Source organism: Candidatus Ichthyocystis hellenicum (genome assembly GCF_001460935.1).
GTDB classification, from domain to species: Bacteria; Pseudomonadota; Gammaproteobacteria; order Burkholderiales; family 2013Ark19i; genus Ichthyocystis; species Ichthyocystis hellenicum.
In genome coordinates this window covers 157,091-180,739 of sequence record NZ_LN906597.1, presented here as the reverse complement: position 1 = coordinate 180,739, position 23,649 = coordinate 157,091, and the positions used below count along the sequence as shown (strand labels likewise).

23 protein-coding genes are annotated in these 23,649 nt (G+C 40.5%); 16 read left to right on the top strand and 7 right to left on the bottom strand.

What is annotated here, in order from left to right; all coding sequences use genetic code 11:
- Window positions 1-4 precede the first annotated feature (4 nt).
- From rpsU to Arg41_RS00755, 9 genes are all read left to right on the top strand, one after another.
- Window positions 5-211, top strand: coding sequence for a 30S ribosomal protein S21 (gene rpsU, locus Arg41_RS00795; RefSeq protein ID WP_092342591.1), 207 nt, complete (start codon window positions 5-7; stop codon window positions 209-211).
- A 13-nt stretch (window positions 212-224) separates the two neighbouring features.
- Complete coding sequence (locus Arg41_RS00790) at window positions 225-704, top strand: GatB/YqeY domain-containing protein (RefSeq protein WP_092342589.1); 480 nt, start codon at window positions 225-227, stop codon at window positions 702-704.
- Complete coding sequence (gene dnaG / locus Arg41_RS00785) at window positions 701-2,506, top strand: DNA primase (protein ID WP_092342587.1); 1,806 nt, start codon at window positions 701-703, stop codon at window positions 2,504-2,506. The genes Arg41_RS00790 and dnaG overlap by 4 nt, the downstream gene beginning before the upstream one ends.
- A 95-nt stretch (window positions 2,507-2,601) precedes the next feature.
- A complete protein-coding gene (rpoD, locus tag Arg41_RS00780) occupies window positions 2,602-4,953 on the top strand; it encodes an RNA polymerase sigma factor RpoD (RefSeq protein WP_092342585.1) in 2,352 nt (783 codons plus the stop codon).
- 421 nt (window positions 4,954-5,374) lie between these two features.
- A complete protein-coding gene (gene mpl, locus Arg41_RS00775) occupies window positions 5,375-6,730 on the top strand; it encodes a UDP-N-acetylmuramate:L-alanyl-gamma-D-glutamyl-meso-diaminopimelate ligase (RefSeq protein ID WP_092342583.1) in 1,356 nt (451 codons plus the stop codon).
- Between the two features lie 82 nt (window positions 6,731-6,812).
- Window positions 6,813-7,946 (top strand): cytochrome c oxidase subunit II, encoded by a 1,134-nt coding sequence (coxB, locus tag Arg41_RS00770; RefSeq protein WP_242641360.1) that lies wholly within the window; start codon window positions 6,813-6,815, stop codon window positions 7,944-7,946.
- Window positions 7,947-7,961: 15 nt separating this feature from the next.
- On the top strand, window positions 7,962-9,572 hold the full coding sequence (ctaD, locus tag Arg41_RS00765) for a cytochrome c oxidase subunit I (RefSeq protein WP_092490413.1): 1,611 nt from the start codon (window positions 7,962-7,964) through the stop codon (window positions 9,570-9,572).
- Entirely contained in the window at window positions 9,572-10,126 is a 555-nt protein-coding gene (locus Arg41_RS00760) for a cytochrome c oxidase assembly protein (protein WP_172792640.1), read from the top strand. Before ctaD ends, Arg41_RS00760 begins: the two co-directional genes overlap by 1 nt.
- A 14-nt stretch (window positions 10,127-10,140) precedes the next feature.
- Entirely contained in the window at window positions 10,141-11,013 is an 873-nt protein-coding gene (locus Arg41_RS00755; protein WP_092342579.1) for a cytochrome c oxidase subunit 3, read from the top strand.
- A gap of 9 nt (window positions 11,014-11,022) precedes the next feature.
- Here Arg41_RS00755 and Arg41_RS00750 read toward each other — a convergent pair whose 3' ends face one another.
- Entirely contained in the window at window positions 11,023-11,157 is a 135-nt protein-coding gene (locus tag Arg41_RS00750) for a DUF2909 family protein (protein ID WP_242641431.1), read from the bottom strand.
- 137 nt (window positions 11,158-11,294) lie between these two features.
- Between Arg41_RS00750 and Arg41_RS00745 the strand changes: the two genes are divergently transcribed.
- The 5 genes from Arg41_RS00745 to Arg41_RS00725 are packed head-to-tail and all read left to right on the top strand — an operon-like array spanning window position 11,295 to window position 15,154.
- The gene (locus Arg41_RS00745; RefSeq protein WP_092342575.1) at window positions 11,295-12,077 is read left to right on the top strand and encodes an SURF1 family protein; all 783 of its coding nucleotides are present in this window, start codon (window positions 11,295-11,297) and stop codon (window positions 12,075-12,077) included.
- Entirely contained in the window at window positions 12,013-12,567 is a 555-nt protein-coding gene (locus tag Arg41_RS00740; RefSeq protein ID WP_092342573.1) for a redox-active disulfide-containing membrane protein, read from the top strand. Before Arg41_RS00745 ends, Arg41_RS00740 begins: the two co-directional genes overlap by 65 nt.
- A 13-nt stretch (window positions 12,568-12,580) precedes the next feature.
- The gene (locus Arg41_RS00735; protein WP_092342571.1) at window positions 12,581-13,591 is read left to right on the top strand and encodes a COX15/CtaA family protein; all 1,011 of its coding nucleotides are present in this window, start codon (window positions 12,581-12,583) and stop codon (window positions 13,589-13,591) included.
- Entirely contained in the window at window positions 13,566-14,489 is a 924-nt protein-coding gene (cyoE, locus tag Arg41_RS00730) for a heme o synthase (RefSeq protein ID WP_242641359.1), read from the top strand. The genes Arg41_RS00735 and cyoE overlap by 26 nt, the downstream gene beginning before the upstream one ends.
- Complete coding sequence (locus tag Arg41_RS00725) at window positions 14,489-15,154, top strand: SCO family protein (RefSeq protein ID WP_092342569.1); 666 nt, start codon at window positions 14,489-14,491, stop codon at window positions 15,152-15,154. The genes cyoE and Arg41_RS00725 overlap by 1 nt, the downstream gene beginning before the upstream one ends.
- Window positions 15,155-15,199: 45 nt before the next feature.
- Here the strand turns inward: Arg41_RS00725 and rpoH are convergent, their stop codons facing one another.
- From rpoH to Arg41_RS00705, 4 genes are all read right to left on the bottom strand, one after another.
- Entirely contained in the window at window positions 15,200-16,060 is an 861-nt protein-coding gene (gene rpoH / locus Arg41_RS00720; RefSeq protein WP_092342567.1) for an RNA polymerase sigma factor RpoH, read from the bottom strand.
- A 119-nt stretch (window positions 16,061-16,179) separates the two neighbouring features.
- The gene (gene ubiB / locus Arg41_RS00715; RefSeq protein ID WP_092342565.1) at window positions 16,180-17,688 is read right to left on the bottom strand and encodes a ubiquinone biosynthesis regulatory protein kinase UbiB; all 1,509 of its coding nucleotides are present in this window, start codon (window positions 17,686-17,688) and stop codon (window positions 16,180-16,182) included.
- Window positions 17,685-18,278 (bottom strand): hypothetical protein, encoded by a 594-nt coding sequence (locus tag Arg41_RS00710; protein ID WP_092342563.1) that lies wholly within the window; start codon window positions 18,276-18,278, stop codon window positions 17,685-17,687. The genes ubiB and Arg41_RS00710 overlap by 4 nt, the downstream gene beginning before the upstream one ends.
- A gap of 24 nt (window positions 18,279-18,302) precedes the next feature.
- Complete coding sequence (locus Arg41_RS00705; RefSeq protein WP_092342561.1) at window positions 18,303-19,028, bottom strand: class I SAM-dependent methyltransferase; 726 nt, start codon at window positions 19,026-19,028, stop codon at window positions 18,303-18,305.
- Window positions 19,029-19,170: 142 nt separating this feature from the next.
- Between Arg41_RS00705 and Arg41_RS00700 the strand changes: the two genes are divergently transcribed.
- Complete coding sequence (locus tag Arg41_RS00700; protein WP_157722204.1) at window positions 19,171-20,562, top strand: high affinity choline transporter 1; 1,392 nt, start codon at window positions 19,171-19,173, stop codon at window positions 20,560-20,562.
- On the opposite strand, the gene Arg41_RS00695 is transcribed toward Arg41_RS00700, so the two are convergent.
- On the bottom strand, window positions 20,547-20,903 hold the full coding sequence (locus tag Arg41_RS00695) for a gamma-butyrobetaine hydroxylase family protein (RefSeq protein ID WP_092486463.1): 357 nt from the start codon (window positions 20,901-20,903) through the stop codon (window positions 20,547-20,549). The two genes, Arg41_RS00700 and Arg41_RS00695, sit on opposite strands and share 16 nt — an antisense overlap.
- 46 nt (window positions 20,904-20,949) lie before the next feature.
- Here Arg41_RS00695 and Arg41_RS00690 point away from each other — a divergent pair, with 46 nt between their 5' ends.
- Window positions 20,950-22,125, top strand: coding sequence for a branched-chain amino acid ABC transporter substrate-binding protein (locus Arg41_RS00690; RefSeq protein WP_092342555.1), 1,176 nt, complete (start codon window positions 20,950-20,952; stop codon window positions 22,123-22,125).
- On the opposite strand, the gene Arg41_RS00685 is transcribed toward Arg41_RS00690, so the two are convergent.
- The gene (locus Arg41_RS00685) at window positions 22,102-23,442 is read right to left on the bottom strand and encodes an FAD-binding oxidoreductase (RefSeq protein WP_172792638.1); all 1,341 of its coding nucleotides are present in this window, start codon (window positions 23,440-23,442) and stop codon (window positions 22,102-22,104) included. The genes Arg41_RS00690 and Arg41_RS00685 overlap by 24 nt on opposite strands.
- Window positions 23,443-23,649 lie beyond the last annotated feature (207 nt).

The following is a 23,649-nucleotide window of genomic DNA, read 5'->3' as shown; positions in this document are numbered from 1 at the left end:
TTGCATGCCAGGGGTACGTGTTAAGGAAAATGAGCCGTTTGAGGCTGCTGTTAGGCGTTTTAAGAGGGCAGTGGAGAAAGCAGGTGTCTTGACTGAGCTTCGGTCGCGCGAGTATTACGAGAAGCCGACTGCAGTTCGGAAGAGGCGTTTTGCTGCTGCTGTTAAGCGTCATTTCAAGCGATTGCGTAGCCAGGCGTTGCCTCCGCGTTAGGGAGGGCTGGTGTATGTCATTGGAAAGTTCTATACAGGTTGATATTAGGCGGGCCATGCGTGACAAGGATGTTGCCACCTTGGCCGTGTTGCGTTTTTTGTGGGCTGCTGTTAAGCAGAAGCATATAGATGAGCGAGTTGAATTTAGTGATGAGATGATAGTTTCTGTTTTGCTGAAAGAAAAAAAGAAAAGAATGGATTCTATAGATTGCTATCAAGCTGCTGCGCGTATCGATTTGGTCAATAAAGAGAAATTTGAACTGGAGATTATATCTCGTTATCTGCCTGCCCATTTTTCCGAGGAAGAGCTGTCGGAAAAGTTAGATGAGGTTTTTTCGGCAGTTAATCCTTCTAAGATGGCTGATCTTTCTTCTTTGATGTTGGCACTTAGGCCCGTTCTGTCTGGTAGGGCAGATTTTGGGAAAGTGTCTCTTCTTGTTAAGGAAAAGTTAGCCAAATATCTTGATGATGGTAATAATAAGGGTATTAGTTGATCAGCGAAGCTTTTATACAAGAGCTTTTGCGCCGTGTTGATATAGTTGAGGTATTGCGAGCGTGCTTAGATATTAAAAGGGTTGGTTCTAATTACGTTTCTTGTTGTCCGTTTCACTCCGATAAAACTCCGTCTTTTACTATTAGTCCGACTAAGCAATTCTACCATTGCTTTGGTTGTGGTGCCCATGGTACTGCTATCGGTTTTTTGATGAAGCACTACAATTTATCCTTTCCAGAGGCTGTTTCTAGACTGGCGTCTTCTGTTGGTATGTTGGTTCCCACCTCGACTTCTGCTTCGTCATCGCAAAAGGGCGATCCTGAAAGTGTTTTGAGTCCATTACTTAATAAAGCTGTGATCTTCTATAAACAGCATTTGTCTAATAGCAAAAGTGTGATTGCTTACTTGTCTGATCGAGGTCTTAGTTCTGATACTTGTCAGCGGTTTGATTTGGGATTTGCTCCGAATTCGTACCAAAATTTGCGGGCAATTTTTGGCAAGCAGTATTCATCTCCTGATTTGAAGGAGGCAGGTTTGGTTTCAGAAGGACGTAATGGTAGCCTTTATGATCGTTTTCGTGGTCGGGTTATGTTCCCCATACGTTCTGTTCGCGGTAATTTTATTGGATTTGGGGGGCGAGTATTATCTGAAAACAAGCAGCCGAAGTACCTTAATTCTCCTGATACGACTTTGTTTCATAAAGGACATGAGCTGTATGGTTTGTACCACAATATGTCTTTCATTCGTCATGAGAGGGCTGCTATTGTGGTTGAGGGGTATATTGATCTGCTCTCCTTGGTCCAAAATGGAATAAATAATGTTGTCGCTAGTTTAGGCACGTCTTGTACTACGGCACAAATGAAACTTCTATTTCGGTACGCGGATACTGTTTACTATTGTTTTGATGGTGATGCTGCCGGTAGAAAAGCTGCTCTTCGTGTTGCAGAAAGTATTTTGCCCATTTTGGTTGACGGTAAGCAGGTGTATTTTTTATTGCTTCCGGAAGGGGAGGATCCTGATTCATATGTTGCTAAGCAAGGTTGTGATGATTTCCGTAATATTCTATTCCAATCTAAGCCTCTCTCTTCTTTTTTAATTGATGATTGGCGGGTTCGTTTTCAGCTTGATACAGTAGAGGGCCGTGCGATTATGATTCATGGTCTGCGGGAAACTTTATTAAGTATTAATGCCCCCATTTTCAAGATTTCTCTCATGCGGGAATTGTCGGTTTTGACCAACATTCCTGAGGAACAGTTGTTGTCGATTACTGATGCTGGAAGATTTTCTAGCAGTGACACATCAAGCGTAGTTGATTACAGAGGAGATAGTAGTAACAGTAAGTCTTATTCTGCCAATATTCGAGATAATAATCGTTATCGTGTTCCCTCTTTAGCTCAGCGCATAGCGCGGTTGCTGCTTTCCAAACCGAGGGAAATTTCTAATTTTGCTTTTCCTATTCAGTTTTTGGACATTCAGGATGAAGATTTTTGTTCTTTGAAGGATCTTATATTGGTACTGTCAGAATTATCTCCGGGAAGTAACTTAGATGATATCCATAGTTTGTTAGTGTCACATCCTCGAGCGCGTTGGTTTTCGAAGGTTCTTTCCCTAGATAGGATAGAATTGAGTCGTGATGAGTGGATGGCAGCTTTTAGGGAGTCATGTTTAGCTCTTGAGAAGTATTACTTAGAGAGTAAGTGTGATATTTTTTTGGAAAAAATTAGTAAAAAGACGATAGATAGTTGTGAAAAAGATCAATTTTTTTTAATAATGAACCGGTTACAAGATTTAAAGTCGCGCTAAATTTGGGTGAGAGTTTAAGTGCAATGTCTAGCAGCCTTTTTTTTATTTGTGCAGTATAATATTCACCCTATTCTCTCTTTCCGAGGTTGATATCTATGCCTAAATCTTTTTCTGGAGAATCTTCTGTCAGTGTTTCTTCTGATTCGCAGAGTAGTGAATCTGATTCAACTGTGTCTGATGATAGTGGTGAATCGCTTTCCTCTGACAGAGGGAGTAGTGAAGTGAAATCTGTTTCTGCTGGGAAGAAGAAGAAAAAAACATCTTCTAAAGCTGATAAAAATATTACAGTTGCTGTTGCTCCACCCGAGCAAGATGTGGTGGTTAATGCTTCTGATGGTGATTTTGATGCAGATACCGATAGTGATTCGGATGTCTTGTCTGATATGGATGATTCATTCGAAGATGCTGGGCTGTTGGTCGATGATGATATTTATCTCGATGATGATGTTGAAAAAATTTCTGATGATGCTGATTTTTTGTTGGTTGATTCAGCTGAGACTGAAGTTGAAGTGGAGACATCATCAGCTGGTAGTAAGAAATCTAAAAAGGTTTTTAAGTCTGTTCGTGCTGGAGCAATGGAGATTGAGCGGGCGATGTCTCGTTCTACCGGAGAAGATTTGGAGTTGAGTCGTACCCGCCTTAAGCAGTTGATAGCTATTGGTAAGGAAAGAGGTTTTTTGACTTGTGCTGAGGTTAATGACCATCTTCCTGATAGTTTAGTTGATGCCGAGCAAATAGAGTCGATTATTACGACATTTCATGAAATGGGCATAGTCGTTTATGATGAAGTGCCCGATGTTGAGTCTCTATTTATGTCCTGTCCTTCGGTTGTAGAGGAAGAGGAGGCAGAGGAGGTTGCTGAGGAGGCGTTAAAATCTGTTGATGCTGAATTTGGTCGTACTACAGATCCTGTGCGTATGTATATGCGTGAGATGGGTGCGGTAGAACTTTTGACGCGAGAAGGTGAAATTGAGATAGCTAAGCGTATCGAGGATGGGTTGAGCGCCATGATTCAAGCAATATCCGCTTGTCCTTCCACGATAGAGCAAGTTTTGTCGATTATTGATCGCATACGTGACGATGAGATTCGTGTTGATGAAATTATTGATGGTTTAGTTGATTTGTCTGATGAAGTTGAAGAGTTAGTTTTATCAGATGATGAAAGTTTGATGGTAGCTGAAGATGCAGGTTCAGCTGTTGGTGATGGGGAGGCTATTGCTCAGTCTTTGTTAGAACTCAAAGGTAAAATTCTTGCTCGTTTTGAAGGGATGCGCGAGGATTTTGATCTTTGGGTTGAGCTGATTACAAATGATAAGGAAAACTTAGTTGCTCGTTCCAAGGCTAGGGAAAAGATAGCACAGTACCTTAGTGCTGTTCGTTTTTCAGCCAAATTTATCGAGCGCTTATGTGATAACGTGCGCTCGCGTGTCGCTGATATTAGGTCAATTGAGCGTAGGATGATGAAGGTGTGTGTTGATAAGTGTGGCATGACTAGACAGCACTTCATCAATGTTTTTCCTGAGAATGAAACTAATCTTTCTTGGGTAGATAAGGAAGCTGCCAATACTGGATACGGCCCTATGATTGAAAGAAATAGGGCGGTTATCATGGAGCTTCAGCGTGAGTTAATTGTTTTGCAGGAATCGTCACGTATTTCTATACAAGAGTTGCGGGATATCAGTAAGCAGATGTCTATGGGTGAGGCTAAGGCTAGGCGCGCTAAGAAAGAAATGACAGAAGCAAATTTGAGGTTGGTTATTTCTATTGCTAAAAAATATACTAACCGCGGTTTGCAATTTTTGGATCTAATTCAAGAGGGGAATATAGGATTGATGAAGGCCGTAGATAAATTTGAGTATCGTCGGGGTTACAAATTTTCTACGTACGCTACTTGGTGGATACGCCAAGCCATTACGAGATCAATTGCTGATCAGGCTCGTACAATACGTATACCTGTGCACATGATAGAGACAATTAACAAATTGAATCGTATTGCACGGCAGATTCTTCAGGAAACAGGTCAGGAACCAGATGCTTCTTTGTTGGCTGAGCGCATGGAAATATCTGAAGATAAGATTAGAAAAATTCTTAAGATTTCTAAGGAGCCGATTTCGTTGGAGACTCCTATAGGAGATGATGAGGATTCTCATATTGGTGATTTTATTGAGGATTCTGTTACGCAAGCTCCGTCGGATGCGGCAACGTATGCTGGGTTGAGGGAGGTTACTGAGTCTATTTTGGGAACCCTTACTGAGAGAGAAGAAAAAGTAGTGCGTATGCGTTTTGGTATAGGTGTTACTACAGACCATACTTTGGAGGAGGTAGGGCGGCAGTTCGATGTAACTCGTGAGAGGATTAGACAAATAGAGGCTAAAGCTCTTCGCAAGCTTCGACATCCTTCTCGTTCTGAAAGACTTCGTTCTTTCCTAGATGGTAATGAAGGTTAGCAACATAAGTAGGTGTCATGCTTGTCCAGAGATAGTGTATTTCGGTTAGTTGCTACATCACTATCCCCGATTTTTGAGTGAGTGCCTCAGTTTTGTGTGTCCGTGCCGACCTGGCACGGATGTTTGGTGTGCTTTCGCTTGATATTCCAATCTGTGTTTGTTCTCGAAGTGGGATACTGGATCTCGGTACTATACTCCATTCATTGCAACCGTTCTGATAGAAGGTAGAATGTTACAAAAATAATTTGCAAAACACTTACTGATAATATTATTTTTATTGGTTTAGGGGGCGATATTTGCTCGTCATGGAAGGGGTATTATTTTTCAGTTGATGTGATCGAGAATTTTACGGTGTGTGCTTTTTTGTTACGTATACTCTAACTGAGATGTTATGCCTTACTAAGGCAGTAAGGATATTTAGGTGCACATACATATTTTAGGAATTGCCGGGGTACTGATGTCCAATGTAGCCCGTTTGGCTATCCAGTGCGGTCATACAGTCACCGGTAGTGATATTAAGTTCTACCCTCCTGTGGTTGATGCTCTAACCCAACTTGATATTCATCTGATCGATAACTTTGATATTGGTCAATTAAATTATGTTAAGGCAGATCTTTACTTGGTTGGGAATGTTATGTGTAGGGGAATGCCGATAATTGAGGAAATTCTGAATAAAGGTATTCCATATACATCTGCACCTAAATGGTTGGGTGATAATATTTTGATTGATCGGCATGTTTTGGCTGTATCAGGGACACACGGCAAAACGACCACAGCGGCGATGCTCACTTGGATTTTACTGGAAGCCGGGTTGGCTCCAGGATTCTTAATAGGAGGTATTCCTAGGCAGATTACGTTTTCTGCGGATAAGGGTGAATCAGATCTGTTTGTTATTGAAGCTGATGAGTACGATACGGCTTTTTTTGATAAACGTTCAAAATTTATCCACTACCATCCCAAGACATTATTAATTAATAATCTAGAATACGATCACGCTGATATATTTCGTGATTTGGAAGATATGACTCGTCAGTACCACTTCTTAATCCGCACCCTTTCTGGCAGTGCTACTATTATTTATCCCAATGACAGTAACCAGGTAAATTCTTTATTGAACGGAGGGTGTTGGAGTAATAGGGTTTCTTTTAGCAAAGATTCGTCTAAGCTTGCCTCTTACTCTGATTGGACCTGGACTAGAAATCAGAGGCAGGTGATTTTCAGGACACATTCTGGAGAGTGTTATAGTGTTTCCCCAATTACTGGAGATCACAACTGTCATAATGCGTTGGCAGCCTTTTTGATGGCTGTCAATGTTGGTGTTTCTCCTGAGCAAGCAGCTAATGCGCTTTCTTCTTTTCGTGGTGTTAAAAGACGTTTGGAATGCATATTAGAGAAGAATGGAATTCGTGTTTTTGATGATTTTGCCCACCACCCGACGGCATTAAAAGCTACTATTTCTGCTGCCAAGGAGCTATGTTCCGGAAGACTATGGGTAGTGTTTGAACCATCATCTAATTCTTTTAAGCGAGGATTATGGGCCGATATACTTGCTGAGAGCTTGGTTGAGTCAGATTACGTTATGTGCTACCTTCACGGTGTCGAGTGGGATGTCCGTGGCTCTCTATCGTTGCTGGGTGAGGGGAAGTTTTTCTTGTTCAATGATATTGAGGCACTACTGGATGATCTTTTGCCCAAAGTTTTGCCTGGGGACGATATTATCATCATGAGCAATGGGTTTTTTGCTGGAATTGGTAAGAGAATAATGTCCCGATTATGATCATGAAAAATGGGATGTTCTGTAGCCCTTGGTGGTATCGTACGATAGAGTTGGGTGTGCGATTTTTGTCACAGGGATCTGTATGTTGAATCGATGGATGCGTATTTTTGGGTTGGTTTTTTTTTCCTTTTTTGCACAGTGTGGGTTTTGTTCCTCATCTTGGCATATGGATCTTCAAGAGCCGGTTACTTCGGTGGCTCGGCAGCAATATCATCTTCATGTTTTGACAATGGTGATAATTTTAGTGATATTCATCGTTGTTTTTGGGATGTTGTTTTGGGTTGTTTTTGCCTATCGTAGTAGTCGTGGACACAAGCCTTCTAGATTTAAGCATAGCAATGTTTTAGAATTAATATGGACGGTGATTCCACTTGTAATAGTCGTCTATATTGCTTACTCTGCTACCCAGACAGTTATTGATATGCGGGATACTTCTAACCCTGATATCACCATTAAGGTAACTGGTTACCAGTGGAAGTGGGGATTGGATTATTTGTCTGGCCAGGGTTCTGGTATTTCCTTCCTGTCTACTCTTTCTACTCCCTATGATCAAGTTTTGGATGATAAGTTGGTAAAAAATCCGTACTACCTTTTGGAGGTTGATCATCCCCTCGTTGTGCCTGTACACAAAAAGATACGAATACTGACAACTTCTGCTGATGTTGTTCACGCTTGGTATGTTCCTGCCCTTGGTGTGAAGCAGGATGCTATTCCCGGGCTTTTGCGTGATGCATGGTTTCAGGTAGATAAAGAAGGTATTTATCGCGGAGGGTGTTCTGTCTTATGCGGACGTAACCATGCGTTTATGCCAATAGAGGTTCATGCTGTTAGCCAAGCTGATTATGACAAATGGGTTAAAGGAACGCTTGGTGCTATGACTCCTAAGGAAGATTTGAATAAGAAGTATACGAAAGATGAGCTTATGCTCAAGGGTAAGGAGATGTATCAGGCCTGTGTTGCTTGTCACCATGAGAATGGTAAAGGTGTTCCCGGTGCTTTTCCTGCGTTAGACGGTAGTCCTGTTGCCACCGGTCCAGTTAATGTTCATATTCATCAAGTTTTATTCGGTAAGGCAGCTATGCCAGCGTTTGGTAGTGTATTGACAGATACTGAGATTGCTGCTGTCGTTACTTATGAGAGAAATTCATGGAGTAATCATACCGGTGATTTGGTTCAACCTTCGGAAGTACATGCGTTACGTTTGAAGGGTGCTTGATAAAAAGGGGTAAGTATGTCATCTGTTGTTTTGGGTGAAGAGTCTCACGGCGATCATCATGGTGCGTCCAAGAAAGGTATTGTTCGTTGGTTGACTACTACCAATCATAAAGATATTGGGTTGATGTATCTTATCTTTGGTGGTCTGATGTTTTTTGTTGGTGGTGCTTTCGCCATGTTAATACGATACGAACTCCTAAGTCCTGGTTTGCGCTTGATTCGTCCCGAATTGTATAACCAATTGGTTACTATGCATGGTTTAGTGATGATTTTTGGCGCGGTTATGCCCGCTTTCACTGGGTTTGCAAATTTGAATCTGCCGATGATGCTAGGTGCTTCTGATATGGCTTTTGCTAGGTTGAACAATTGGTCTTTTTGGTTGCTCATCCCCGCTGCATTGTTGTTAGTGTTGGCTTTCTTTGTTCACGGCGGTGCTCCTGCTACAGGATGGACGTTGTATCCTCCGCTGTCGATTCAGATGGGGCCAGGTATGGATATGGTTATTTTTGCTGTCCATATTTTAGGTATATCGTCTGTTTTAGGATCAATAAATATCATCGTTACGATTTTGAACATGCGCGCACCTGGTATGTCTATGATGCAAATTCCCATGTTCGCCTGGACAATGTTGGTTACGGCGTACTTACTTGTTGCGGTTGTTCCTGTTTTGGCTGGCGGGGTCACTATGCTTTTGTTTGACCGTCATTTCGGTACATCTTTTTTTAATGCCGCAGGTGGTGGAGATCCAATTTTATATCAACATATTTTCTGGTTTTTTGGTCACCCAGAGGTTTACATTATTGCTTTGCCAGCTTTCGGTATAGTTTCCCAAATTATTCCTGCATTTTCTAGGAAACCGTTGTTTGGATACAAATCTATGGTATTTGCTACTTTGGCGATTGCCATTCAGTCATTTTTAGTTTGGGCTCATCATATGTTTACTGTTGGAATGCCAGCAGCTGGACAGCTGTTTTTTATGTATGCCACCATGATTATTGCAGTTCCTACTGGGGTTAAGGTGTTTAATTGGATTTTTACAATGTGGGGGGGGAGTTTGACTTTTGAGTCTCCTATGTTGTTTGCGATAGGATTTATTGCATTGTTTGTAACAGGTGGTTTTTCTGGGATTGTGTTGGCAAATACCCCTGTTGATGTTCAGGTTCACAATACTTACTACGTCATAGCTCATTTTCATTATGTTTTGGTATCAGGTGCTCTTTTTGCAATATTTGGAGGGTGCTATTTTTGGTTTCCGAAATGGTCTGGGCGTATGTACAATGAGTTCTGGGGGAAGTTTCATTTTTGGTGTTCTGTCATTTCTTTCAATATAGCTTTTTTTCCAATGCATTTTTTAGGATTAGCTGGAATGCCTCGTCATTACCCAGATTACAATCCTATGTTTACGGACTTTAATCAAGTGGCCTCAGTGGGTTCTTTTATGTTTGGTTTGAGTCAGGTCATATTTTTGTTGAATATGGTTTATTCGTATAGAAATGGTCCTAAGTCTGTTAAACGCCCGTGGGAGGGAGCTAAGAGCTTAGAGTGGTTGCTCTTGGACTGTCCGGCTGAGTATCACTCTTTTATTCAACCTCCTGCTATTCCGAAGGAGTATTACGAAGAGTTTTGATGTCTGATATATCGAATAGGAACGAGCGACTTAAGTTTCGTAATCGAGTTCTTTTTAAGCGACTCCTGGTGGTTGTGGTTTCTATGGCTGGGTTCTCGTACGCCCTAGTTCCAATTTATAGAACGATTTGTAATGTTGCTGGTCTCAACGATGTCGATCGGGCTAATGTTGTTGGTAATATTTCTGTTGATAAGGACCGTACGGTTCGTATTGAATTTGACTCTAACACTGCTGCTAAGTTGCCTTGGAAATTTAGACCTCTTCAGCGATATGTTGATGTGCATCCTGGAGAAATTAGGAAAGTTTTTTACGAGATAGAGAATATAACAGATCACGATGTTAGGGGGCAGGCTATTCCTAGTTATGGTCCTAATTATGCTCAGAGATATTTTTTGAAGTTACAATGCTTTTGTTTTACTCAGCAAACGCTGAAAGGTCATGAAAAGAGAAGAGTTGCTATTGTTTTTGTTATTGATCCCAAGCTTCCAAGAGCTGCTAAGATTATTACCTTGTCCTACACATTTTTTGGTGTGGACGGTATTTCGAAGAATTAATGAAGGAGTGATTGATGTTGCCGTCATCAAAACAGACTCAACCCTATTATTACGTCCCAGAAGAATCAACTAGTCCGTTGTTAGGTACCGTGGCATTGTTTTCTATGGCTATGGGGGCGACATTTTTGTTCAATAACATGCCTTGGGGTTGGCCTCTGCTTTCTTTGGGGTTGGTTCTCATAAGTATAATGATGTGGCTATGGTTCGGTGATGTTATCAAAGAGGGTTTGAAGGGATTGAATAGTGAGCGTGTTTGTGCTTCGTTTCGTTGGGGTATGGGTTGGTTTATATTCTCAGAGGTAATGTTTTTTCTAGCGTTGTTCTTCGCTCTGTTTTACGTGCGGCTTGTAGCGTTGCCGGATTTGAGCACTGCTGAAGCTAGTTCGTATCTATGGGGTTGGTATGGTACTGATTTCTCTGGCCATTGGCCTATGGTTGGTGCAAAATATGTCTTGCCATTTTCCCCGGTTGCTGCTTTTGGGATACCGGCTATTAATACAGCGGTTTTGTTGATGTCTGGTGCTACTTTGACTTTGTCCCACAATGCGCTGTGTGATGAAGAGATGACTCCTGGGCTTGTTTGGTTGGCTTTTACGGTACTTTTGGGTATGATTTTCGTGGTAAGCCAGGCTGTTGAGTATCACCATGCGGTTGCAGATGGACTGTTTCTATCTTCCGGGGTCTACGGGTCATTGTTTTATTTGCTAACTGGTTTTCATGGCTTCCACGTTAGTGTTGGTTGTATTATGCTGTTTGTGATTTGGCTAAGGATGTACAGGGGTCACCTTTCGGCAACCAATCATTTCTCCTTTGAGGCAATTGCTTGGTATTGGCACTTCGTGGATGTGGTGTGGCTGATTCTGTTTGTTTTTGTGTACTGGATGTAATCTCCCCCGTTACAATATGTGATTTCTGATGATTCCCATTTTGTACATAATCATCAGCGCTGCAAATAGAGCTATGGATAATATTACCCTGGTTGCTAGAATGCGAACCATGCTCTTTGATTTAACTTGTTTTGACAACTGCATTAAAGCTGATCCCAAAGATCCAATTATGGCAACTATCATTGCTATTACGATGAATTTCATTGTTTTTCCTTCGGTCATTCGTGACCCATTCTAGCGACTCTTTTTATTTTCAGCAATTTATTTGATTGGTTGAGGAAATGGTTACTGATTATTCTGGTGATATGTGGAGAAATTTCTTTTTTATTACCAAATTGACTGTGGTATTTATATCTTTGTGTGCTAGTGCTGCAATTTGGCAAAATTATCGGTATCACTATAAAAAATTGATTGTGAACCGAATTGAACAACAAAATGAAAATGCGTCCAAGGGATACTATCCTTCATATTCTTCAATTTCTTCCGCAGAGCGGGAGTTTAAGTTGGTATCCTCAAAGGGGAGTTATTTGCCAGAAAAGTGGTTTTTTTGGGAAGCTCCTACACAAGAAGGAAGGCGCATCTATGTGTTTATGGTGCCATTTGTTATAAAAGAGACGGGTCGAATTGTAATGATTGACATGGGGTGGATTCCGGTCAATGATGCTTTTTATTCCTCAACTCAGGCCTGTCTGAATGCTGTTCGTAAAGATCTTTTGAACAAGAGCGATGTTTTTGGAGTAGCGCGTAGATTGCCACCAAAAAAGTGGTTTCTTCCTACCATTTCCTCTCACGACGGTCGAGTTTGGTCCTGGGTGGATCTTTCTCGTATTTCGAAAAATTTTTCTCATCCTATGGATTATTGGCAGATTGTGGTAAATAGATTAGGTTACCCTTGTCTTAATTTTGATGATAAGAGACAGCAACCAGAAGTGTATCCTGACAGGCACCTCGGGTATGTTTACCAGTGGTTGACTTTCTTAATCTTTTCTTTGGTGTTTTATGTTAGATACGCGTATAAATTCTTCAGTTCTGTTAACAAAAAAACCTCTGTTTCAGATCATTAAAGTCATATTGCTGTTGCTTGTTTTTTTTCCAGGATTTTTGGCAGCATTGTATTCGTTCTATAGTCACCACTCTTATCACGAATTTTCCAATTATGGCACTTTGTTGCTTCCTCCTTTTCAGCATATTAATTTTTCTGATGAGGTCAAGGTGAATCCTTGGAGGCTTTGCGTGGTATTACCAAAAAACTGTGATGATTTATGCCGTGATCAATTATTCTTAATTAGGCAGATGCGTTTGGGTATGGGTTCTAAGTCGCTAAATTTAGGCAGAGTTGCTTTCTCTTCTTATCCCGTTTCTTGGCCAAGCGACGTTTCTTTGTATAAAAATGTTGAATTTGTACCGTTAGATGCATTTAATATAGGTAAACTTAGTGTTGTGCGGGGTATTTATTTGGCTGATCCTAATGGATTTATCGTTATGGCCTGGCCGGCGCGACCAGATCCGCAGCTAATTATGAAAGATCTTGATAAAATAATGAAATTTTATTGATAATCGAGGAAGTATGCGGGCACTTAAGATTTACAGATGTGTTTTGGCAGGGGTAGTTTTTTTAGCTGCTGCTGGGATTTTTTTGGGATCCTATGTGCGTTTGTCTAATGCTGGGTTGGGGTGTCCAGACTGGCCCGGGTGTTACGGTCATTTTTGGATTCCTGAAACTCCGGTGGACATACATCTATCCGAGAAGTCCTATGGTTCGGCTTTTTTTTCCGGATTGGCCTCAAAGGAAATGATTCACCGATATGTGGTTTCTACACTTGGTCTAGTTATTGTTGCCTTGTTTTCGTTGAGTTTTTGTTTTTCTGAGCTAACTAAAGAGCGACCATGGGCTGTTTTTCTGTTGTTGCTTGTTGTGGCTCAAGGTGTGTTTGGCATGTGGACCGTTACATTGAAGTTGCGGCCGATTATAGTAACCACACATCTTATCGGCGGTATGCTTACTTTTTGTCTTGCTGTGTGGATGTTATGCCGAGTTTGCTATTTCCAACCTGAATTACTTCCCATTCCTTCCAACCTAAGGGTAATTTCTGTTCTATCATTGATTATGGTTGTTATACAAATTGTTTTGGGTGGATGGGTGAGCACAAATTATGCTGGTCTGTCGTGTGAAAGTTTGTTCAAGTGCGGAGGTAAGTTTGTACCTGATATGAGTTTTTCTAGTGCCTTTGGATTTAGTTCTCGTTCTTCTCCTCTCATGACTATTTATCCTATGGGACAGGTTACCGTTCTTTGGCTTCATCGTTTTTGGTCTATATTCGTTACTGCTGCTATAGTTTTTTTGTCCACTAAGTTATACCGCCAACGTTATGTTATAGCATCGTTAGTTTTGACGTCTTTAGTTTTTGTGCAGGTGATATTAGGTATTAGTAATATTGTTTTTCATTTACCGAAGTTGGTTGCTGTTTCCCATACTATATGTGCTGCTGTGCTATTAGCGTCCGTGCTGGTGGTAAATTATGTAATTTTTTATTCTTGTTCAGGTAAGTTGCATGATGATTATTACCAAAGCACCTAGTGGTGCTGGTTTTTGGGTTCGACTTCGTTCTTTTTGGAAATTAACGAAACCAGGTGTTCTTTGTTTGATTGTGTTTTGCGCATCTATAGGGATGCTGCTATCGGTTCCACCTGGGTCAAGTATAAATTGGTTTCTGTTTGGTGCCTCTATTTTGGGTATTTGGCTTGTTGCAGCTTCGGCGGCTGTTATTAATTGCCTGGTAGAACATAAAACTGATGCCATAATGAAGCGGACTAACCGTCGCCCATTACCTCAGGCCCTGCTTAATCCTCTTGAGGCGCTTTTGTTTTCTTTGTTGGTTGGGGCAGCAGGGGTTCTTGTACTTCATTTTTTTGTAAATGATTTAACTTTGGGTTTAACGCTACTCGCGTTTGTTGGTTACGCTTTTTTTTACACAATTGTTTTGAAACCAATGACACCGCAAAATATAGTTATTGGTGGATCGTCAGGGGCTATGCCTCCAGTTTTAGGGTGGTCTGCTATGTCTGGTACTTTGACTGTTCATCCATGGCTTTTGTTTTTAATAATATTTTTATGGACACCCCCTCATTTTTGGTCACTATCTTTATATCGTAGAGATGAATACGCAAAAGCCGGTTTTCCGATGTTGCCGGTTACGCATGGTGTTGATGGTACCATTAGAAGTATTGTTCTTTATACGTTTGTATTGGTTGTTTCATCTTTTTTGCCTTGCTTGGTTTCACTCTCTGGTGAACTATACGGGGTTTGTGCTGCCATTTTGGGAGGATATTTTCTTAAACTGACTGTTTGTTTGGTTGGTGATTACTCTGATGAAAAAGCTAGGTATGTATTTTTTTATTCTATTGCCTACTTATTTTTGCTTTTTTTATTCATGTTGTTAGATCATTATTGGTTCTTTTACTTGACTAGAATGTGATGAATATTGTGACTTATCGTTTTGTTGCGTTTCCTTTGGGTGCTTTGGTTGTCTCCTCGGCTTTGTTGTGTGGGTGTTCCTTTTGGGGATCCAGTAGCACGCCTGCAAATAGTATGACTTCTTTTAATTCAGTTGATGTAACTGGGGTTGATTTTGCTCGATCCATGTCTTTGCGATCTGCTCGCACCGGAAAAATGGTTAGCCTGTCTGACTATCGAGGAAAGGTGCTGATTGTGTATTTCGGTTTTACCGGATGTAAGTCCGCGTGTCCGGTTGCTATGTCAGAGTGGAAAGCAATATTCCATGCATTGGGAAGTGACGCCAATAAGCTGCGATTGTTATTCGTTACTATAGATCCAGAGCATGATCATCCCGATGTGCTGAAGAGATATATTTCCTCATTCGGAGAGAGTAATTTTGATGCTTTGTATGGTTCTTTATCTGAGATAAATAAGGTTGCAAAGGAATTCCATGTGTACTTCGAAAAGATGACTATGCATGGTAAGAAAAACGGCCACACGATGAGGATGCCCTACACTATAGACCACAGTGCAGTGAGCTATGTATATGACGGAAACTCTAGGCTGAGGTTATTGGTAAGGAACGGCACCGTTCCAGTTGAAAAAGTTATAGAGGACATGAGGAAAATGATCGCGGGAAGCTGAGCGAGCACCTGCTGTGAGCAAGCACCCGCTTGTTTTCTCCGCTGTTTAAGCAAGATTTTTTAGATAAGTACGAAGCTTGGAGAAGGACTGGGATTCTATTTGCCTCACCCGTTCAGCTGAGATACCCATTTCTTTTGCTAACTCTTGAAGCGTAAGTGGTTTTCCTGCTACTAACCACCGTGCTGATATTATGCGACGTGCTCTCTCGTCCAATTTTTCCAGCGCTTCCTCAAGGCCAGCGGATCTTGTGTTGCCGTCACGAGTGGCTTCAACAGACTCATCGGGAGTTTGTCTTTCGTCCCTTATGAGATCTTCCCAGCACATGGAACCCTCGCCACCTGGAGATAACTCTTGACTCAGTGACAGGTCAGGGCAACTCAGACGGTTATCTGCTTCAATAACGTCAGACTTTTTGACTCCTAATGTCTCAGCGATATCTTCAGCTTCAGCTTGAGTTAATGGGGATAAGGATTTCTTTAATTTTCGCAAATTAAAGAATAATTTGCGCTGAGCTTTGGTGGTGGCAATTTTTACTAATCGCCAATTTTTTACTATGTAGCTTGTAATAGACGCCTTTATCCAGTAAGTAGCGAAAGTTACCAGTCGTACTCCTCTTTCTGGATCGAAACGTTTAACCGCATGCATTAGGCCGACCGTTCCCTCCTGAATCAAATCAGCTTGAGGCAAGGAGTATCCGGCATATTCCTTAGATATAGACACAACCAAGCGGAGGTGGGAAAGAACCAAGCGCTGAGCAGATTGCAAATCGTTTCTTAATCTGAAACTATATGCACACTCCCTTTCTTCTTCCTCAGAAAGCATAGGGTAGCTCATGACCCTTTTTATGTATTTCTGCAGGCTGTTGGGCTCGCATGAGGCACCTGCAATTGAAAGCGCGAAATCCATATTAACCCCCCGGTTACTGTACTAACTACTAACAACAATACAAAGCTAAAGACCGTAAATTGTACCATTCTTGAATTAACCATCCAATAGAAGTTTTACCTATAAGTGTGATACTTTTACTATCTATACAGCAGATATACTGCTAACACCAGATTGGTAGAAATCGATATGGTCAGTATAATTGCCGGCATTGTATTTGATGTTGTTGGCTTTGTTTGTGATAAATATGCACCACTTTCCAAGTAATTGTGCAGCAATCGTGGTAGTTGCGGCATTATTTTTGACCATCTTACCCCTTCTTTTCTTAGATTTTTACACAAAGCTCTTAATCCCAGTTGTTCTGACATCCATTTTTCCAGATATGGTTTCCCTGTTTTCCATAGATCTAGATTTGGGTCTAAATCTCTTCCTATGCCCTCAATATTAAATAACGTTTTTTGCAGTAGTAGCAGTTGAGGTTGAATTACTACGTTAAATTCTCTTGAGGTATGGAAGAGACGGGCTAGTAGTTTTCCGAATGAGATATCTTTAATGGGACGGTCAAAAATAGGTTCACAGACAGTACGGATTGCACTTTCAAAAATGTCAACTCTCGTTTCTGGAGGTGCCCATCCGGCCTCTATATGTGCCATAGCAACACGGCGGTAATCTCTATTGAAGAAAGCAACAAAATTTTCGGCTAAATAATTCTTATCAACTTCTGAAAGGGTTCCAACAATACCAAAGTCAACTGCAGCATATCGTCCGTCATTGAGGATAAAAATGTTTCCAGGGTGCATGTCTGCATGGAAAAATCCATCCCTAAATACTTGTGTGAAAAAAATTTCTACACCAGTAGCCGCGAGTTTCTTAGTGTCTATACCGTGTATTTTTAGTAAGGATTTGTTTCTTATAGAAATGCCTTCTACCCAATCCATGACTATTATGGAAGAGGTACAATACGACCAGTAAACCTGGGGCACAAATAGTTGATCAGACCTTTCAAACAGACGGTGAAATTGTACTGCATTGGCTGCTTCATTAATCAGATCCATCTCACTTTCTAGTGCTCTTGCGAATTCGTCTACTAGTTCATGTGTACGCAGTCTTTTGCTATCGTAGTAGAAAATATTGATAATTGTTGCTAAAAAATGTAGTAATTTAACGTCTTGGTTGATTTGCTTGCGTATGTTTGGACGTATAATTTTTACTGCAACTTTTGTTCCATCTGTAATATGAGCACGATGTACCTGCGCAATGGAAGCACTAGCAATGGCGGTGTACGAGAAGCTGGAAAATATGTTGTCTATATCTCTTCCATATTCTCGCTCTAGAGTTTTTTTTACTTCTTCCTCTGAGAATGGCGGGACATTGTCTTGTAGTATTGCTAACTCATTTATGATTTCATCTTCTAGCATATCACGGCGAGTAGAAAGAAGCTGTCCAAATTTTATAAACACAGGGCCGAGTATGACTAACGCTTTGCGTAACCTAACACCATACAGTTCGTTTTTTTTTCTGCCTCTTAGGAAAAAATATTTTGCTTTTTTATTTTTGCTTTCATGTTTGCTAGGTGCTCGTAGAATTTCAAAAATACCAAACTGGTAAAAAACCCAAAGTATGTGAATTATTCTTAATAATGTTTTCATGATAAGTGTTGCTTCATCTTGTCAAATAAGTTATCTATACGTTTCTCTATATTGCTTATCCTGGAAGATAACTGCTGTGCTTTATCCATGGTATTGCGCCATTCTTCCTCTGACACAAAAAGTTCTCCCTGATTAGTGCCGTAATGAACTATAGTTTCGACCGTATTTTGAGCAAATGAAGCACATTCGTCGGAAATTGATGATAAAATTTTCATGATAATTTGTGTTGCCGTGGGTCCTATCTTAGTAGTTAACAGTTCTTCTACGGGAAGAGAAAGGTTTTTTGCAATAAAGTCTATATCCTGAGCAAAGTGAGTTTCTCCCTCTATGACGATCTGTTTGCTAAAGCTTTTCTTGCCTAAAGATAGCTGCGTAATTATGTCGTCCGGTACACAAATTTTTAAATTAGGTGATTTGCCTTGAGGGTAGTAGGTGAGCTGACCATCTACCACTTTGTATTGACCCAACCAATCCTTCCATGATACGGCAAGGATCTTTTGGTCGTGTCTGCTGAGGTAAGAGCGCAGAGTTTCATCTTGACGAAGACTCAAGTTGATGACGCTTAAAGCCAAGGTAGATGTTAATCCCATTGTGACCTATAAGAGTAAAACAAACTATTTTATACCAACGTGCAGCGCAACAATACCGCCCATGATGTTGTGATAGCAAACTTCGTTAAATCCGCTACTGTGAATCATATTCTTGAATGTTTCCTGACATGGATGCATGCGAATAGACTCTACTAGGTACTGGTAACTATCTCGGTCATGAGCAACTACCTCACCTAGCCATGGTATCACGTGCCAAGAATATAGGTTGTACCATCTTTTAATCCAGTTATATGGTTTGGAGAATTCTAATATGATCAGTTTTCCTCCCCGTTGTAGTACTCGATAAGATTCGCTTAAGAAAAGGTCTTTATTAGTCATGTTTCTTACACCAAAGCTACAACTTACAACCTCGAAACATTTATCTTGAAACGGGAGTTTTTCTCCACTGCAGAGAACAGATGGCAGTATCACCCCTTGATTAATGAGTCTACTTTTTGCTATTTCCAACATGTGCTGGTTTATGTCCGTAACTATTACTTGATTAGATTTTTCGGCCCATAATAATGCCAAGTCACCACTTCCTGATGCAACATCGAGTATTTTTGTTTCGGGATTATAGATATTTCCTGCGCAAACTGCTATTTTTTTCCATAGGCGATGAAGTCCTAATGACATTATGTCGTTCATGAGATTGTACTTCGGCGAGACATTTTGAAAAACTTGTTTTACCCTCTCTGTTTTCTCTTTTTCAGTGACCTTTTTGAATCCGAAGTAGTGATTTTTTCTCATTGGTGATTACCTAAGTGTTTTTCGCTCAGGAAGAATAGTAGTTGCTCGAAGTTTTATCAAGTGATTGAATATGGTGATTAGGTGGATTTGGAAGGTTACAGTTGTGATTTTGCTACTTATTTTCGTCTACATATGTGTCGTTATGTCTATTAGTATTTTTGCGGCTAGACGTGTTAAGAATTTGTCTGACTATATGCATGCCAGCGGTAAGTACAATTTACCTACTGCTGTTGCTACAACTTTCGCCTCTTGGTTTGGTGCCTCTTCTATGCTAGCGGCTCCAGCTGTGTTTATTTCTCGAGGAACATCGGGGGTAATTGCTGATCCTTATGCTTCTACAGCATGTGCTATTTTTCTTGCAATTAGTGTGGCAAAGCATATTTTTCGATCGAAGGTGTATACCATTGGAGATTTTTATCGCAAAAGGTATAATTCAACCATAGAGGCAATGAGCTCATTCGTGATTGTTTTGTCATATTTGGGGTGGATTTCTGGTGTTATTACTTGTATCGGATTGGTTTTGGATGTCCTTTCTGGAAGGAAGATGGGGATACCACTTGCTAATACTTTGGCCGCTATAATGATTTGCTTGTATGGAATACGTGGGGGCATGTGGTCATTAGCGTTGGCTGATTGTTTTCAGTTCATTGTTATTGTGTCTGGATTGTTGTTTTTGATGGGATATTTTTCCCATAAAGTAGGTGGGTTTGGTGTTCTTGTTGGTCATGCCATTGAACAGGGGAGATATGTTTTTTTCCCTGATCATTCTATTTCCAAATTGTTGCTGCAATTTTCTGATTTTATCGGTCTTTTTATCGGTCTTATTCCACAGCAGGATTTGTTTCAAAGAATAGCTGCTTGTCGTGATGAGAATGTGGCTGCACGTTCTTTCGGTATTTTGAGTGTAATTTATGTGATTATGTCAAATGTTCCGATGCTAATAGCCTTTTCTGCTACTTTGTTAGCTCCTGGAATCATTTCCTACTATACCAAGATCGATAGCCAGCTAATTTTGCCGGAGTTTTTATTGTCACAGACTTCGTTGGTGTTTCAGGCTGCATTTTTTGGTGCATTATTTGCTGGATTGCTTAGCGGAGGGGGAACTGCGCTTCTTGCTCCTGCTACCACTATTGCAAAAAATGTATTTTGCCGGATATATAAAAATTTGACTGATACTCAGGTCTTGTTTATTTCAAGGTGTTGTATATTTTTTCTCGCTGCTTCTCAGCTATTTGTGACTCTTATTGCAAAGAAATCTATTTACAGCATAATAATAGACTCCTATAGTGTGACGTCTGTTGCTGCTGCTGTTCCTCTTTTGGCAGGATTTTTCTGGAAGAAGGCTAACAGTCAGGGGGCTTTTTTGTCAATTTCTCTTGGGTTCATTTCATGGGTGATTGCCAAATTTTATTTTTTAGATTTAGATTTACCCTCTACACTGATTGGAGTATTGGTAGCTATACTTGGTATGGTTATAGGTTCTTCTATGCCTACTGTAAGGTGTTTCCGCGTTCTTGTTTACGATGGTGTTTGATTGTTGTTCGCTATTTTTTGGTAGGCTTGCCAAAGTTCGTCGTGATTTTTTATAAGCCATTTTATGTACTCCCAGGAAAAGATGCCGCTGTTGTGGCCATCGCTGAAGAAAAATCGTACAGCGTAGTTGCCAACTGATTCTGCGTTGGTAATACCTATGTCTTTTTTGTTGGCGGTGAAATTAAATTTTCCTGTTACTGGATTTTTCACATCCGCCGATGGTGCGTGGGTGCGTAGGAATTCGAATGATAGTCTGTAGTTACCGTTGGAGTAGTTGAACTCAACCTCTTTTTTTGTTTGGTCGACTACTATTTTTTGGGGCGATTCTGATCGGTTAGTCATCTTTTAGTCTCGAGGTTGTGATGGGTGAGAATAGGATTCTATTTTTATGAAGCGATTAGTTCTACTATTTTTTGTTGCTACTGTTGGTTTACTGCTAGCTGGTTGTTTTTGGGAAAAGGGAAATGATGATTCTGGTAGTGGACCATTGGTTGTCAAAATTGCCCAAGTTTCTCCTTTGACTGGTAGTATTGCCCATTTGGGTAAAGACTGCGAAAATGGAGTTGCGCTAGCAGTTCATGAGCTAAATAAGCAAAATCGAACTTTGCATGGTCGAAGGTTGAAATTTGAGTTGCTGTCTCTCAATGATATGGATGATCCGCGTCGTGCAACAGAGGCGGCTCAGCGTGTGGTTGATTCAGGAGCGGTTGCTATTGTAGGCCACCTAAATTCAGGGGCTACTCTTCCTGCCTCGCCTATTTATGCTCATCACAAAATTACTGAGATTACAGTTTCATCTAACATAAGATACACGAAACAGGGTTTCAAGACGGCCTTCCGTATTATGGCTGCTGACCGTCAACAAGGTCGTGCCATATCTTTGTTTGCAATCAATAAGATTAATTTAAAACGCGTGGTGGTAATTGATGACCAGACGGCTTATGGCAGGGGTTTAGCTGATATATTTATCCAAGTAGCAAAGAAAAATTCCGTAGAGTCTCCTATTTTGACTAGGGAATATGTTGATTCTTATGCAAATGATTTTGGAGCTCTCTTAGCTAAGATTAGGCTGCTCAATCCTGATGCAATTTTTTTTGGTGGCACGGATTCCCAGAGCGTTCCGTTATTGAGACAAATGAGGCAGTCAAGCATAAAAATACCTATGCTTACTGGTGACATGTCGTGTATGACTTCTTTCATGGATCAAGTTAGCAAAGTGGCAGCGCCCTTTTATTGTTCTACTAACGGCAGTGATTCTTCTCGTATGCCTGGGTACAAGGAATTTTATAAGAGCTTTAAGGAATTTTTTGGCAGTGATCCCTTGTTGTATTCTCCATATACATACGATGCAGCTATGTTGATTGCTGATGCTGTGCGGGATTTGCAAACCTTGGATTCTGCTAAAATTGCCATCTATCTTCATGATAATAAAATCGGAAAGAGATACCGTGGCGTAACTGGTGATATTAGTTTTGATGAGGAGGGTAATCGGCGTAATGTTGGTGTGTCTATTTATACGGCTCGAGATGGAAAACTTTATCTAAAGGATGTGATTTTTTCTTGATGAGGGATCGTATGACACTACCTTACCTGGATTGAATATATTTTGTGGATCAAGTGATTTTTTTAGTAATAGCATCAGGTAATTTTGATTGTCGCTGCGAAATTCTTCTACGTCCTGTAGTTTGGTTTGTCCTATTCCGTGCTCAGCGGCTATACTGCCTTGATAATGTTTTACGATTTGGTATAAATCTTTTTTGATTTGTTCTTCTTTTTCTCTCTGGAGTAAGATGTTGAAGTGGAGGCTTCCGTCTCCTATGTGTCCGAAGATAATGAATGACATTTCTTTGTAGTGTTTATGTAGCCTCTTGGTTTCTTCATAGAAAGATGACCATGACGACAGAGGTAGTGAAATGTCATTTTTTATTATGTAATCGGGGTGATGCTTTTCCGCCAGGGGAATAATATTACGTATTCTCCATGCTTGGGAACGATCCTCTTCTGTGTTATACATGTGGTACGACGTGCTATGGGCGTATTTTTTTAGTGTTTCATATAGGATGTTTCGGTAAATGGTTTTTTGTTCCGGGTGGTATACCCCCAGGTCAATTATTACGTACCAGTCGTACTTGTCTATTTTTGTATCGCATTGATCATCCAGTTTCTTGGCCAATTCTAGGCATTCGTTGGAAAATATCTCTACCGCTGTGATGTTTATTTCTAATGATTTTTTTAGCTCGTGTATAAATTCAGTTGCTGTACTCAAGTTAGTTGATCCAATTGTTGCACCAACATGATCGATTGGTAGGTGTTTCAGTTTCAGTACTGCTGCGGTTATTATACCGAGGGTTCCTTCTGATCCTAAAAAGATGTTTTTGAGGTCGTAGCTGTCATTGTTTTTTTTGAGTTTTCTCAAATCTGAATATAGACGACCATTGCTTAGTACAACTTCTATTCCCAGAACATTATTTCTGGTCATGCCGTTTTGTACTACACAGCAGCCACCGGCGTTTGTGGCTAAGTTTCCACCAATGGTGCAGTTTTTAGATGAAGAGAGGGATAGAGGGAAGTAAAGTTGGTCAGGTTTTGTGATTGTTTGAACGTAATCAAGAGTGCATCCGCTTTCCACTGTTATTGTCTGTGCTAGTGGGTCATAATCACGGACCTTATTAAGTCGACGTAGAGAGAGAACGATGTTGGGAATTTTTCCTGGTATGCATCCACCGCATCCCCCCGTGTTGCCACCTTGTGGTGTTATGGCAATACTTTTTGATCTGCATAGATCAACTATGAATTGAATATCTGCTGCTTGTTGGGGCTCTACTACTGCTAGTGTCTGTCCAGTTATTCTCTTTCGCCAGTCGATTAGATATGGGGACATTTCTTGGGTATTAGTTATAACTGATCCATTATTTTTAATGATTAATTGAAGTTCATTTATAAAATTTTCTTGGGTCATTCCGTGTATTTTCCGTGTTAGTGGGGTAAATCGGATTAATCATACATCAATCATAGTTGATTGCTATAGATACTATGGTTTGTGGTATCATTACATTTTAGACACTATATATTGTATATTTTATTAATT

Excerpts from the sequence above, each read along its gene's own strand:
- Arg41_RS00760 (WP_172792640.1), top strand. The coding sequence starts at position 9,572 with ATGTCTGATATATCGAATAGGAACGAGCGACTTAAGTTTCGTAATCGA.
- rpoH (WP_092342567.1), bottom strand. The coding sequence starts at position 16,060 with ATGGATTTCGCGCTTTCAATTGCAGGTGCCTCATGCGAGCCCAACAGC.
- rpoD (WP_092342585.1), top strand. The coding sequence starts at position 2,602 with ATGCCTAAATCTTTTTCTGGAGAATCTTCTGTCAGTGTTTCTTCTGAT.
- Arg41_RS00750 (WP_242641431.1), bottom strand. The coding sequence starts at position 11,157 with ATGCAGTTGTCAAAACAAGTTAAATCAAAGAGCATGGTTCGCATTCTA.
- Arg41_RS00710 (WP_092342563.1), bottom strand. The coding sequence starts at position 18,278 with ATGGGATTAACATCTACCTTGGCTTTAAGCGTCATCAACTTGAGTCTT.
- rpsU (WP_092342591.1), top strand. The coding sequence starts at position 5 with ATGCCAGGGGTACGTGTTAAGGAAAATGAGCCGTTTGAGGCTGCTGTT.
- ubiB (WP_092342565.1), bottom strand. The coding sequence starts at position 17,688 with ATGAAAACATTATTAAGAATAATTCACATACTTTGGGTTTTTTACCAG.
- Arg41_RS00685 (WP_172792638.1), bottom strand. The coding sequence starts at position 23,442 with ATGTCCCCATATCTAATCGACTGGCGAAAGAGAATAACTGGACAGACA.
- Arg41_RS00690 (WP_092342555.1), top strand. The coding sequence starts at position 20,950 with ATGAAGCGATTAGTTCTACTATTTTTTGTTGCTACTGTTGGTTTACTG.
- Arg41_RS00755 (WP_092342579.1), top strand. The coding sequence starts at position 10,141 with ATGTTGCCGTCATCAAAACAGACTCAACCCTATTATTACGTCCCAGAA.
- Arg41_RS00700 (WP_157722204.1), top strand. The coding sequence starts at position 19,171 with ATGTCTATTAGTATTTTTGCGGCTAGACGTGTTAAGAATTTGTCTGAC.
- ctaD (WP_092490413.1), top strand. The coding sequence starts at position 7,962 with ATGTCATCTGTTGTTTTGGGTGAAGAGTCTCACGGCGATCATCATGGT.
- Arg41_RS00725 (WP_092342569.1), top strand. The coding sequence starts at position 14,489 with ATGAATATTGTGACTTATCGTTTTGTTGCGTTTCCTTTGGGTGCTTTG.
- cyoE (WP_242641359.1), top strand. The coding sequence starts at position 13,566 with ATGATGATTATTACCAAAGCACCTAGTGGTGCTGGTTTTTGGGTTCGA.
- Arg41_RS00740 (WP_092342573.1), top strand. The coding sequence starts at position 12,013 with ATGTTAGATACGCGTATAAATTCTTCAGTTCTGTTAACAAAAAAACCT.
- Arg41_RS00705 (WP_092342561.1), bottom strand. The coding sequence starts at position 19,028 with ATGAGAAAAAATCACTACTTCGGATTCAAAAAGGTCACTGAAAAAGAG.
- Arg41_RS00695 (WP_092486463.1), bottom strand. The coding sequence starts at position 20,903 with ATGACTAACCGATCAGAATCGCCCCAAAAAATAGTAGTCGACCAAACA.
- coxB (WP_242641360.1), top strand. The coding sequence starts at position 6,813 with ATGTTGAATCGATGGATGCGTATTTTTGGGTTGGTTTTTTTTTCCTTT.
- Arg41_RS00745 (WP_092342575.1), top strand. The coding sequence starts at position 11,295 with ATGGTTACTGATTATTCTGGTGATATGTGGAGAAATTTCTTTTTTATT.
- Arg41_RS00790 (WP_092342589.1), top strand. The coding sequence starts at position 225 with ATGTCATTGGAAAGTTCTATACAGGTTGATATTAGGCGGGCCATGCGT.
- Arg41_RS00735 (WP_092342571.1), top strand. The coding sequence starts at position 12,581 with ATGCGGGCACTTAAGATTTACAGATGTGTTTTGGCAGGGGTAGTTTTT.